General features: G+C 71.9%; 8 protein-coding genes and 1 other RNA gene. 1 reads left to right on the top strand and 8 read right to left on the bottom strand.

Features of this window, described 5'->3' with window-relative positions:
* Positions 1–259 precede the first annotated feature (259 nt).
* The 6 genes from ACZ4XX_RS06430 to ACZ4XX_RS06405 all read right to left on the bottom strand — a co-directional run bounded on the left by ACZ4XX_RS06430 (position 260) and on the right by ACZ4XX_RS06405 (position 9,423).
* Positions 260–541 carry an HU family DNA-binding protein gene (locus tag ACZ4XX_RS06430; protein ID WP_017237029.1) on the bottom strand — a complete coding sequence of 94 codons (282 nt, stop codon included), beginning with the start codon at positions 539–541 and terminating at the stop codon, positions 260–262.
* Between the two features lie 312 nt (positions 542–853).
* Positions 854–2,284, bottom strand: a complete 1,431-nt coding sequence (locus ACZ4XX_RS06425) for an NAD-dependent malic enzyme (protein ID WP_468506817.1) — start codon at positions 2,282–2,284, stop codon at positions 854–856.
* A 388-nt stretch (positions 2,285–2,672) separates the two neighbouring features.
* Positions 2,673–5,033: a HelD family protein gene (locus ACZ4XX_RS06420; RefSeq protein ID WP_468506816.1), complete on the bottom strand. Its 2,361-nt coding sequence runs from the start codon at positions 5,031–5,033 to the stop codon at positions 2,673–2,675.
* Positions 5,034–5,485: 452 nt separating this feature from the next.
* Entirely contained in the window at positions 5,486–6,634 is a 1,149-nt protein-coding gene (locus ACZ4XX_RS06415; RefSeq protein WP_468506815.1) for a uroporphyrinogen-III synthase, read from the bottom strand.
* Between the two features lie 84 nt (positions 6,635–6,718).
* Entirely contained in the window at positions 6,719–8,086 is a 1,368-nt protein-coding gene (locus ACZ4XX_RS06410) for a nitrate/nitrite transporter (protein WP_468506814.1), read from the bottom strand.
* Between the two features lie 347 nt (positions 8,087–8,433).
* Positions 8,434–9,423: a LysR family transcriptional regulator gene (locus ACZ4XX_RS06405; RefSeq protein WP_468506813.1), complete on the bottom strand. Its 990-nt coding sequence runs from the start codon at positions 9,421–9,423 to the stop codon at positions 8,434–8,436.
* A gap of 107 nt (positions 9,424–9,530) precedes the next feature.
* Between ACZ4XX_RS06405 and ACZ4XX_RS06400 the strand changes: the two genes are divergently transcribed.
* On the top strand, positions 9,531–10,880 hold the full coding sequence (locus ACZ4XX_RS06400; protein WP_468506812.1) for an MFS transporter: 1,350 nt from the start codon (positions 9,531–9,533) through the stop codon (positions 10,878–10,880).
* Between the two features lie 81 nt (positions 10,881–10,961).
* Here ACZ4XX_RS06400 and ssrA read toward each other — a convergent pair.
* Positions 10,962–11,354: a transfer-messenger RNA gene (gene ssrA, locus ACZ4XX_RS06395) on the bottom strand.
* Positions 11,355–11,475: 121 nt separating this feature from the next.
* Positions 11,476–12,015 (bottom strand): SsrA-binding protein SmpB, encoded by a 540-nt coding sequence (gene smpB, locus ACZ4XX_RS06390; RefSeq protein WP_389025903.1) that lies wholly within the window; start codon positions 12,013–12,015, stop codon positions 11,476–11,478.
* Positions 12,016–12,029 lie beyond the last annotated feature (14 nt).

Raw genomic sequence — 12,029 nt, 5'->3', positions numbered from 1 at the left:
TTCTTATTTGCTCCCCCCCTCCGATCACGGGCGCGCAGGATGTGTTCTTTTTCTCTTTGGCCCCCCCCCCCCCCCCTCCCCCCCTCCCCCCCCCCCCCTCCCCCCCCCCCCCCCCCCCCCCCCCCCCCCACACCCGGCCTCCGACCGCGCCGACGGGCCCCTGAGGGGCCTCTGACGGGCAAACGAAAGGGCGGCCACCCCCTGACAGGGTGGCCGCCCTTTCTGTGCCTCCAGGCTGCCTTACGCGGCCTTGGCGGCCTTACTTGCCCTTGGCGGCTTCCTTGAGCTTCGAGCCCGCGGAGACCTTCACGCTGTAGCCGGCCGGGATGTTGATCGGGTCGCCGGTCTGCGGGTTACGAGCGGTGCGAGCGGCACGGTGGGTGCGCTCGAAGGTCAGGAAGCCGGGGATGGTGACCTTCTCGTCGCCCTTGGCGACGACCTCACCGACGGTCTCGGCGAGAGCGGCCAGCACGGCGTCGGCGTCCTTGCGGGTCACCTCGGCGCGGTCGGCCAGGGCGGCCACCAGCTCACTGCGGTTCATGTTGTTACTCCCGTGTTCTTCTTGCCTGTGAGGCGTGCCACGCGGCGGAAGCCGCGTGATTGGGTACAGCGAAGCCGATGCTGCCAGGGCCTTCGGACAGTCCCCGGACCCGGGTCTAATGACAGACCCTCGCGCCCAAACACGCATCCTGCCCCCACCAGCGGCGGGAACGCCAATCCGGCACCCCCTGGGGTCACACGAAAAGCGCCAGAGCCCCGTGGTGGTGACGTTCTGTCGACTCCGCGAAAACCACGCGGAGCCGAAAAGCCACCCTAAAGGCGGGTTTACGGCTCCGCGAATCGCGACGCGCCGTCAGCGCCCGGTCGTCGCCGGGCCGCCGGCCGCCGCCTTCGCCGCATTGCGCACGGCTCCGGCGACCGCACCCGCGACCTTGTCGTTGAAGACCGACGGGATGATGTAGTTCGGGTTCAGCTCGTCCTCGGTGACGACATCGGCGAGGGCCGTGGCGGCCGCCAGCATCATCTCCGTGTTGACGGTACGGGACTGGGCGTCGAGGAGACCGCGGAAGACACCCGGGAAGACCAGCACGTTGTTGATCTGGTTCGGGAAGTCCGAGCGGCCGGTGGCGACGACCGCGGCCGTCTGGCGCGCGGCGGCCGGGTCGACCTCCGGGTCGGGGTTCGCGAGCGCGAAGACGATCGCGCCCTCGGCCATCGCGGCGACGTCGTCCGCGCCCAGCAGGTTCGGGGCCGAGACGCCGATGAAGACGTCCGCGCCGACCACGGCCTGCTTGAGCGTGCCGGTGACGCCCTCGGGGTTGGTGTTGTCGGCGATCCAGCGCAGCGGGGTGCCGGGCGCGGCGTCGACGAGGTCCTCGCGGCCCGCGTGCACCACGCCGTGGATGTCGGCGACGACGGCGTGCTTGACGCCCGCGGCGATGAGCAGCTTGAGGATGGCCGTACCGGCCGCGCCGGCACCGGACATGACGACCCGTACGTCGCCGACGTTCTTGTTGACCACCCGGAGCGCGTTGGTCAGGGCGGCGAGGACGACGATGGCGGTGCCGTGCTGGTCGTCGTGGAAGACGGGGATGTCCAGGGCCTCGCGCAGCCTGGCCTCGATCTCGAAGCAGCGGGGCGCGGAGATGTCCTCGAGGTTGATGCCCGCGAAGCCGGGGGCGATGGCCTTGACGATGGCCACGATCTCGTCGGTGTCCTGCGTGTCGAGGCAGATCGGCCAGGCGTCGATGCCGGCGAAGCGCTTGAAGAGGGCGGCCTTGCCCTCCATGACGGGCAGGGAGGCCATCGGGCCGATGTTGCCGAGGCCGAGGACGGCGGAGCCGTCGGTGACGACCGCGACGGAGTTGCGCTTGATGGTGAGGCGGCGGGCGTCCTCGGGGTTCTCGGCGATCGCCATGCACACGCGGGCGACGCCCGGGGTGTAGATCATGGAGAGGTCGTCACGGTTGCGGATGGGGTGCTTGGACGCCATCTCGATCTTGCCGCCGAGGTGCATCAGGAACGTACGGTCGGAGACCTTGCCCAGGACGACGCCCTCGATGGTGCGCAGCTGCTCGACGATCTCGTCGGCGTGCGCCGTGGAGGTCGCGGCGATGGTGACGTCGATACGGAGCTTCTCGTGGCCGGAGGCGGTCACGTCGAGGCCGGTGACGGATCCGCCGTGGGACTCCACCGCCGTGGTGAGCTGGGAGACCGCGGTTCCGCTCGCGGGAACCTCCAGCCGGACCGTCATCGAGTACGAGACGCTGGGCGCCGTTGCCATGGCCGAGTTCCTCTGCTTTCCCTGAGCTTCGTTGCTACGCCGCCCCGGCTGGTTGCCCGGCGGCGCCCTCCGATGGTCGCACCTACCTGCCGGTAGCAGGTAATGCGGTCATTTTGTTTTCGGAAAGTAGTTTCCACCATACGAGAACTGTCGGGGAAACAGAAGAGGCCCCCGTCACCAGGGGTGACGAGGACCTCAACTTCGTACATACGTCTAAGTGGCACCGACCCGCCATGCTCGCCTCGCGGCAAGTGGTCCCTCTGAGGGACGAAGGTTGGGCCCGGGGGCTTGGATCGAGCCGGTGCCACGACAAGGCTAACAAACCACCCTGGTCGGTGATTCCAGCGCCACAGGTTGACCTGAAATCGGCGCCTTCCGCCCCGCGGGATCAGTCCCTCAACAGGTCCGGGACCCCCGCCTCGTCCGGCATGTCCGCCGCCGCCGCGACCACCGTGAGCTGCTGCGTCGCCCGGGTCAGGGCCACGTAGAGGACCCGCAGTCCGGCCGGGGACTCGTCCGCGATCTCCGCGGGCGAGACGACGACCGTGGCGTCGTACTCCAGGCCCTTCGCCTCCAGGGAGCCGAGCGCCACCACCCGGTCGCCCAGCTCGGCCAGCCAGCGGGCCGCCTCCTGACGCCGGTTCATGGCGACGACCACCCCGACGGTGCCCTCGACCCGCTCCAGGAGCAGCCGCGCCTCGGACCGAACAGTTTCAGCCAGATCGGGCTTGCCCTGCGTCTCCCCCACCCTCACGAAACGGGGCTCGACGCCCGTCGAGCGGACCGCGCGCGGCGACTCCTTGCCCGGCATGGCGAGCGCCAGCACCCTGGCCGCGAGCTCGGCGATCTCGGCCGGGTTCCGGTAGTTCACGGTCAGCTCGAAACGGCGCCGCGGCCGCGACCCGAGGGCCTCGTCGCGGGCCGCCGCGGCCTCGTCCGGATCCGACCAGGAGGACTGCGCCGGGTCGCCCACGACCGTCCAGGTGGCGTGCCGGCCGCGCCGCCCGACCATCCGCCACTGCATGGGCGTGAGGTCCTGCGCCTCGTCGACGATCACATGCGCGTACTCGGTGCGCTCCGCGGCGAGCCGCTCCGCCCGCTCGCGCTGGGTCTCCTCCCGGACGGGCATGAGCTCCTCCAGACCCGTGAGCTGGTCCAGCGGGTCGTACTCGCGCTTCTTCCGGGGCCGGGACGGAGTCCCCACCAGGGTGTGCAGCTCGTCCAGGAGCGCCACGTCGTGGACGGACAGCTCCGTGCGGCGCAGCGAACGGGCGAGCCGCCGCACCTCGCCCGGGTTGAGGATGCGACGGGCCCAGCGGCCGAGCCGGCGCTCGTCGGCCATCGCGTCGAGCACCCGGCGCGGCGTGAGTTCGGGCCACCAGGCGTCGAGGAACCCGAGGAAGGAGTCCTCCGTCGACACGTCCTCGTCGAAGGAGGAACGCAGCTCGGCGGCGAGCTCGGGGTCGCTGTGCCGGCCGACCGCGCCCGACTTGGCGTACAGCGCGTCCAGGAGCAGACGGCGGGCGCGCGGGCGCAGCAGGTTGACGGGAGCGGTGCCGCCGAGGACGTTGTGCCGGATGCGCCGCAGCTCGTCGGCCTCCAGCTCCAGACGGCGGCCGAAGGCGACGACCCGCAGCCGCGTCGGCGTACCGGCGGGCACGGCGGGCACGCTGGGGTCGTCGTCCTCGTCGCCCAGCGCGAGCTGGGCCTGGCCCCTGGGCGCCGGGGTCTCCAGGGCGCCACGCGCGGCCTTGCGGAGCACGTGGAGCATCCGGGAGGAACCCTTGATCCGGGCGACCGCCGGGTCGTCGTAGGCGGTGGCCTCCGCGCCGTCCACGAGACTGCCGACGGCGCGGATGGCGACCTGCCCCTCCTCGCCCAGGGAGGGCAGGACGCCCTCGGTGTACGAGACGAGCAGCGGGGTCGGCGAGACGATCAGGATGCCGCCCGCGTACCGCCGCCTGTCCTGGTAGAGCAGGTAGGCGGCCCGGTGCAGCGCGACCGCCGTCTTCCCGGTGCCCGGCCCGCCCTCGACGTAGGTGACGGAGGCGGCGGGCGCGCGGATGACGAGGTCCTGCTCGGCCTGGATGGAGGACACGATGTCCCGCATCGTGTGACTGCGGGCCTGCCCGAGGGCGGCCATCAGGGCTCCGTCGCCGATGACGGGCAGCTCGCGCCCGTCCAGGGTGGCCCGGAGCTCGGGACGCATCAGGTCGTCCTCGACGCCGAGGACTTGGCGGCCCTTGGAACGGATGACCCTGCGCCGTACGACCCGGCCCGGATCGACCGGCGTGGACCGGTAGAAGGGCGCGGCGGCGGGTGCGCGCCAGTCGATGACCAGCGGCGCGTAGTCGGAGTCGAGGACGCCGATCCGGCCGATGTGGAGTGTCTCGCCGATCTCGGCGGTGTTGTCGGGCCGTACGGCGTCCTCGGCGGGCTCGACGGAGGTGTACGCCCCGTCGGGTCCCTTCTTCCCGTCCTTGCCGTACAGCAGATCGATCCGGCCGAAGAGGAAGTCCTCGAACTCGTTGTTGAGCCGGTTGAGGTGGATGCCGGCCCGGAAGACCTGGGCGTCGCGCTCGGCGAGCGCGCCGGGCGTGCCGACCTGGCCCCGCTGGGCGGCGTCGTTCATCAGGAACTCCGCCTCGTGGATCTTCTCCTCCAGTCGGCGGTAGACGTGGTCCAGATGTTCCTGCTCGACACCGATCTCACGGTCTCTGACCGTGTCCACGGCTTCCTGCGCGGCCACCTAAGGCCCCCTTCTGACGTGCACTGGGCAGCCGTCGAGCGTACGCCACCGGAAGGCACCGTGTCAGGCGAGATCCCCCCACGCCACCCTCCACCTCCCCCGCACCCCCCACCCAACCACCACGAACCCCCACCCCACCCCCGTGTGGGCGGGGTGCCGGCCGGCGGGCGCGGGTCCGCACGGAGAGGTGTGCAGCGGCAAAGGGCGCCGGCCCCGCACGCGGGGCCGCACAGAGGCCCGGGCCCCGCGCGCGGGCAGCGGAGGCGGAGACCCGGCAGGGGCGGCGGCACAGGCACGCGCCCCGCGCAGGCGGAGACAGACGGACGCGCCCCACGCAGAGGCAGCGGAGGCAGCGGCCCGTACAGGGCCGTCGGGGCGTCGGGGCGTGGGGCCGCGCTGGCGGAGGGGCTGAGGCCCGTGGGTGGCGGGCCCCCCGCGGGGGCAAGTGCCGCCTAGTCGTCGTACTTCGCGTCCGCCGCCGCATCCAGCGCCAGCCGATACCCCCGCTTCACCACCGTCTGGATCAGCTTCGGCGTGCCGAGCGCCGCCCGCAGGCGCGCCATCGCCGTCTCCACGGCGTGCTCGTCCCGCCCCGCGCCCGGCAGCGCGCGCAACAGGTCCGCGCGGGAGACGACCCAGCCGGGCCGGCGGGCGAGGAGCCCGAGAAGGGCCATTCCGGCGGGCGGGACGGGCCGCAGGAGGCCGTCGACGAGGACGGCGTGCCCGCGGACCTCCACCCGGTGGCCCGCCACGGGCAGGACCCGTGAGCGGCCCGGCAGCTCCTTGCAGAGGAGCTGGACCACCGGCCCGAGCCGGAACCGCTCGGGGGCGTACGTGTCGATGCCCTCGGCCTGGAGCGGAAGCGCCGTCACGGGACCCACGCACACCGCGAGGACGTCGTGCTTGAGCGCGGCGACGAGTGCGGACCGTACGCCCTTCTCCTCGGCACGCGACAGCAGCGACACCGCGGCGGGCGCGCTGGTGAAGGTGACCGCGTCCAGGCCTCCGGCCAGGATCCCGTCGAGGAGCCGGTCGAGCGGTCCGATGTCCTCGGGCTGCATCCAGCGGTAGACGGGCACGCCGACGACCTCCGCGCCGCCGGCCGTGAGTGCCTCCACGAAGCCGGGCAGCGGCTCCCCGTGCAGCTGGAGCGCGATCCGCCGGCCCTCCACGCCCTCGGCGAGGAGCCGGTCGAGGACCTCGGCCATGGACTCCGAGCCGGGCGACCAGGACTCGGTGAGTCCGGCGGCCCGTACGGCTCCCTTGACCTTGGGTCCCCGGGCGAGGAGTTCGACGTCGCGCAGGACGGCGAGGAGCTGCTCCCCGCATCCCCAGCCCTCCGCCGCCTCGACCCAGCCCCGGAAGCCGATCGCCGTGGTGGCGACGACGACGTCCGGGGCGTGGCCGATGAGTTCCTTGGTGGCGGCGAGGAGTTCGGTGTCGTCCGCGAGGGGCACGATCCGCAGGGCGGGCCCGTGGACGACGGCCGCGCCGCGTCGGCGCAGCAGCGCGATGAGTTCGTCCGCGCGCCGCGCCGCGGTGACGCCGACCGTGAAGCCGGCGAGGGGACCGGCGGGGCCGGGTTCTTGCTGCTCGTCCATGGGGTCAGAGCCTGACGGGAACGCGTGACGGTCTCGGTTCGCCCGTATTTCCTGATCGTTACGGTCCGCGCCGGGCATCGGGCGTCACACCTTCGCGTAGCCGGGCCGGGGCTCCGGGTCGGTGACGTCTCCGGCGTCCTCCGGGACCGTGGAGGGGACCGCGACCGGAGCGCGAAGGTATACCGCCCAGGTGACGACCATGCAGGCCGCGTAGAAGGCCAGGAAGGCCACGAAGGCCGCGGTGCCGGTGCCGGAGGTCTGGAAGGACTGGCGGAAGGCGAGGTTGATGCCGAGGCCGCCGAGCGCGCCGACCGCCCCGATGAGGCCCATCGCGGCGCCGGAGAGCCGCCGGCCGTAGCCTTCGGCGGCCTCTCCGGCGAGGCCCTTGCGGTGTCCCTGGGCGAGGAAGATCGCCGGGATCATCTTGTACGTGGAGCCGTTGCCGAGGCCGCTGAGGACGAAGAGGCCGATGAAGCCGACGAGGAAGACGGCGAGGGACTCGATCACGGAGGCGTAGATGACGACTCCGGTCGCGAGGGCCATCGCGGCGAAGGTCCCCAGGGTGATGCGGGCGCCGCCGTGCCGGTCGGCGAGGGAGCCGCCGATCGGCCGGATGAGGGAGCCGAGCAGCGGGCCGATGAAGGTGAGCGAGGCGGCCTGGAGCGGGGTGCGGCCGAACTGGGTCTGGAGGACGAGGCCGAAGGCGAAGCTGTAGCCGATGAAGGAGCCGAAGGTGCCGATGTACAGGAAGGCCATGATCCAGGTGTGGCGGGCCCGGACGGCCTCCTTCGCGGCGCCGGTGTCGTTCTTGACGGGGGCGAGGTTGTCCATGAAGAGCGCGGCGCAGACGGCGGCGACGATGATCAGCGGCAGGTAGACGCCGAGGACGATCCGCGGGTGCATGGCGCCCGCCGTGCCGATGACGAGGAGGCCGATGAGCTGGACGACGGGGACGCCGATGTTGCCGCCGCCCGCGTTGAGCCCGAGCGCCCAGCCCTTCTTCCGCAGCGGGAAGAAGGCGTTGATGTTGGTCATCGAGGAGGCGAAGTTGCCGCCGCCGACGCCGGTGAGCGCCGCCACCAGGACGAAGGTGGTGTACGAGGTCCCTGGCTCCATCACCGCGAAGGCGAGGCCGGTGGGCAGCAGGAGCAGCAGGGCGCTGAAGACCGTCCAGTTGCGGCCGCCGAAGCGGGCGACGGAGAAGGTGTACGGGATGCGGATCAGCGCGCCGACGAAGGTCGCGGTGCCGATCAGGAAGAACTTGCCGGCCGGGTCGACGCCGTACTGGGGGCCCATGAAGAGCACCATGACCGACCACAGGCTCCAGATGGAGAAGCCAATGTGCTCGGAGATCACGGAGAAGAGCAGGTTCCGCCGTGCGATCTTCTCCCCCGTCTCGCGCCAGAAGGTCTCGTCCTCAGGTTCCCACTGCTCGATCCACCGGCCGCCCATGTCGTACCTCCGCGGGTGTCGGGTCCTGGGGCGTCCACAGCCCCGGTCCACCTGTCCCCGACGCTAGGGAGGTCGCGTTTCGGCCCGGTGCCGTGAGGTGACGTCAACGGAACCTTGCTCTCACCCGGAGCGCGCGGCCCCTGTGAGCGCGGCCCCTTCTCCTGGCTCGGCTCGCCTCCGGGGCGCTGAAGCCGGGCTCACAGGACCGACCGTGCTCGCCTCCCTCGTTCCTCGGGAGGCTCCGCGCGCTCGGCCCTGTTCCCCCGGCGCACCCCTTCGGCTCACTCGCCGGGTCCTACCGGTGGACGTGACCGGGTCCCGATGCGTGCCGCCCCGGGCAGCCGTCCTCAGGCGCCCGGCAGCCCCGGCTCCTCTTCCGGCAGCCAGGACCCGGCCGGGCGGGCGTGCCAGCCCTCCCTGGCGCCGATCTCGGCGGCCGCGGTCCGCAGCGCGTCCAGACCGGGATGACGCAGTCCCTTGCGCCACACCAGGCTCACGGGCGACAGGGGTACGGGGTCGACGAGCGGCCTGAGCACGCAGCCCGGCATGGGCGGGAAGTCGACGACGGCGAGCACCGGGTTGCGGTGCTTGGCCATGATGCGGCGGAACTCCTCCTTGCCCACGGCGAGCGGCGCGGGCGGGGCGATCTCGATGCCGCGCCCGGCGAAGAGCCGGGCGGCGAGGTCGGTCCACTCGGGCGTGCGGTCGTTCCCCGCGCCCGCGTAGATCCGTTCCCCGGCGAGGGCGGCGAGCGGCACCTCCGTCAGCTCGGCGAGGGGGTGGTCGTCGGGGAGGATCACGGCCATCCGCTCGTACCGCACGAACTGGGAGTCGAGCCGTGCCCGCAGCCCGGCGTCGAGCCCGCCGTACCGGCCGAAGGAGGTGTCGAGCCGCCCGGCGAGCATCTCCCGTACGGCGCCGGTGAGTCCGCTCTCGTAGCGGGCCATCAGCTCCTGGTCCGGGGCGAGTTCACGGGCCCGGCGCAGTACGTTCTCGGGGGCGAGGCCGGGGCTGTTGAGGTCGACGAGGAGCGGCCGGGGCGCGGCCCGAAAGGCCTCGGTCAACTCGTCGTGCGCGGCCAGCACCCGGAGCGCGTACGGGAGGAGGCGCTCGCCGTCGGGCGTGAGGGAGACCTGCCGGGTGGTCCTCACGAAGAGCTCGGCGCCCACTTCGCGCTCCAGCCGCCGGATGTCACGGCTGAGGGCCTGCTGGGCGACGTAGCGGCGGGCGGCGGCGCGGGTGAAGTGCAGCTCCTCGGCGACGGCGGTGAAGGCGCGCAGGAGGCGGGGGTCGATGTCGCGCGGCGCGGCGGACGCCGGCGCGGGCGACGCCGGCATGGGGGAAGGTACCGGGGAGGGCATCGCCGCATTTAACAACACAGCTGCGTGAATGGCCACCGAACAGGTGTTGGACCGGCCCGACCCCCTCCGGCGAGCCTTGATCCATGCCGCAACCGGACCTCACCCTCACCCCGGCGGGCCCGGCCCTCGCCCCCCGCTACCGCGACCGGCGCACCGCCGCCCCCAGCAGTGCCACCCCAAGCCCCAGCCCAAGCCCCAGCGCCGCCCGCACCCGCTCCCCCGGCCACGCCCACTCCCCGACCCCCGTTCACACTCCCTCCCCCACCCCCGCCCCCCGCAACGCCTACCTCCGCCTCTTCACCGTCCCCGGCGCCCGCGGCTTCATCGTCGGCAATCTGATCGCCCGGCTGCCCATGGGCATGTTCGGCGTCAGCGCCGTGATCATGATCGCGGCGGCCTACGACTCGTACGCCCTCGCGGGCGGCGTGACCGCCACCGGCATGGCCGCCGGGGCCCTCACCGCCCCCTGGATCGCCCGGCTCGTCGACCGGTACGGCCAGGCGCGGATCGCGGTCCCCGCCACCGCCTACGCCGTCCTCGGCCATCTGGTGCTGCTGCTCTGCGTCCACGAGAAGGCGCCCGTCTGGGCCCTGTTCGCCACCACCGCGCTCACCGCCACCTCACCCAACACGGGGGGCATGTCCCGGGCACGCTGGGCCCATCTCCTCAAGGGCGACCGGGACGCCCTGCACACCGCCAACGCCTTCGAGCAGGCCACCGACGAGCTCTGCTTCATGCTCGGCCCGGTCGTCGCCGCGCTGCTCTGCTCCACGCTCTTCCCCGAGGCCGGCACCCTCGTCGGCGCCGCCCTGTTCCTCACCGGCGTCCTGATCTTCGCCGCCCAGCGCTCCACCGAGCCGCCGGTCTCCCCCCGTACCGCCGCGGGCTCCCCGCTGCGGGTCCCCGGCATGGCTCCGCTCCTTGTGGTCTTCCTCGCCACCGGCGCGGTCTTCGGCTCCATGGAGGTGGTGACCGTGGCGTACGTGGACGGCCCCGTCGCCGGTCCGGTGCTGGCCCTCCAGGCCGCGGGCTCCTGCGCGGCGGGCCTCCTCTACGGCCACGCCCGCCGCACCGTCCGGCTCCGCACCTGCCTGGCCGCGATGGCCGTCCTGATGACGATGCCGCTGCTCGCCGCCTCGACCGGCTCGCTGCTCGCGCTCGCCGCCGGGCTGCTCCTGGCGGGCATGGCGACGGCTCCGACGATGGTGACGGGCATGGGCCTGGTGCAGCGCCTGACCCCGGCGTCCCAGCTCAACGAGGGCATGACGCTGGCCGTGACCGCTCTGCTGGGCGGCATCGCGGCCGGCTCCGCCACCGGCGGCTGGGCCGCCGACCACGCCCCGTTCGCGTCCTTCGGCTTCCTGGTCCCGGCCACCGCGGCAGCCGTGGCGCTGGCGCTCTGCGCGGCGGCCGAGGTGGGCGGCCGGGCATGACGAAGGCCCGGCAGTCGGATGACTGCCGGGCCTTCGCCCACATGGGATGAGGTGTCCGAGGAGGCGAGCCTCTCGGACGCTCGGTGGAGATGGCGGGAATCGAACCCGCGTCCAACGGTACGGAAACAGGGCTTCTCCGTGCGCAGTCCGCTACGAGTTTCTCAGCCCCGGAGATCACACGGACAAGTCTCCGACGGGCTCAGTCACTGTTTGATTTCCCTCCAACCCCCGTGACCGGGGTTGGAGGTTTAGATCCCTAAATGACGCCAGGATCCGGGTCGGGACCACCCCCGGGCTGACGCTCCTCACAGAGGCTTCTTGTCGTTACCTAAAATTAGGCAGCGAGGGCGAAGCGGGAGTTATCGCTCTTGGAGTTGGCGATTATTGGTTGCGACATATGGTTAACGAGATCATTGCCGCTTCCTCGACACGCTTCCCCTGCATCGGTATCCGCTGTCGAAACCGATCATCCCCATGTTTATTTTTCAAAGCACACCTCTTGCGAGGCGGGCACGACCCATCGTACGTGACCGACGGGTGCTGTCGCCAGCGTATTAGCCGCGACCGCGCCGCTCCGTCGAGCAGCGCCGCGGGGTCACGCGACCTGCGCCGCCCGCTGCTTGCGCTTGGCCGCCGCGATGGCCCGGTTCGTCTCGCGGGTGTCCTGCTTCTCGCGCAGGGTCTGGCGCTTGTCGAACTCCTTCTTGCCCTTGGCGAGCGCGATCTCGACCTTGACCCGGCCGTTCAGGAAGTACAGCGCGAGGGGCACGATCGTGTGACCCGTCTCCTGCGACTTCGCCTCCAGCTTGTCGATCTCCTCGCGGTGCAGCAGCAGCTTGCGCTTCCGCTTCGCCGAGTGGTTGGTCCAGCTGCCCTGCATGTACTCGGGCACATGGATGTTGTGCAGCCACGCCTCGTGCCGGTCGATCTGCACGAAGCCGTCGACCAGCGAGGCGCGGCCCATCCGCAGCGACTTCACCTCGGTGCCCATGAGCACGAGACCGCACTCGTAGGTGTCGACGATGTGATAGTCGTGGCGCGCCTTCTTGTTCTGCGCGATGATCTTGCGCTCGGGCGCCTTGTCCTGGTTCTTCTTCGCAGGCTTGCCCTGCACGTTCACGAGTCCCTTTGCCATAGTGCGGCCATTTT

The sequence above is a fragment of the Streptomyces sp. NPDC029956 genome, from assembly GCF_055574655.1.
This window is presented reverse-complemented; position numbering and strand designations above follow the sequence as displayed.

What these genes read in the sequence shown, in the direction of transcription:
- ACZ4XX_RS06430 (WP_017237029.1), bottom strand. Translation starts at nt 541, where the DNA reads ATGAACCGCAGTGAGCTGGTGGCCGCCCTGGCCGACCGCGCCGAGGTG.
- ACZ4XX_RS06425 (WP_468506817.1), bottom strand. Translation starts at nt 2,284, where the DNA reads ATGGCAACGGCGCCCAGCGTCTCGTACTCGATGACGGTCCGGCTGGAG.
- ACZ4XX_RS06415 (WP_468506815.1), bottom strand. Translation starts at nt 6,634, where the DNA reads ATGGACGAGCAGCAAGAACCCGGCCCCGCCGGTCCCCTCGCCGGCTTC.
- ACZ4XX_RS06410 (WP_468506814.1), bottom strand. Translation starts at nt 8,086, where the DNA reads ATGGGCGGCCGGTGGATCGAGCAGTGGGAACCTGAGGACGAGACCTTC.
- ACZ4XX_RS06405 (WP_468506813.1), bottom strand. Translation starts at nt 9,423, where the DNA reads ATGCCGGCGTCGCCCGCGCCGGCGTCCGCCGCGCCGCGCGACATCGAC.
- ACZ4XX_RS06400 (WP_468506812.1), top strand. Translation starts at nt 9,531, where the DNA reads ATGCCGCAACCGGACCTCACCCTCACCCCGGCGGGCCCGGCCCTCGCC.
- smpB (WP_389025903.1), bottom strand. Translation starts at nt 12,015, where the DNA reads ATGGCAAAGGGACTCGTGAACGTGCAGGGCAAGCCTGCGAAGAAGAAC.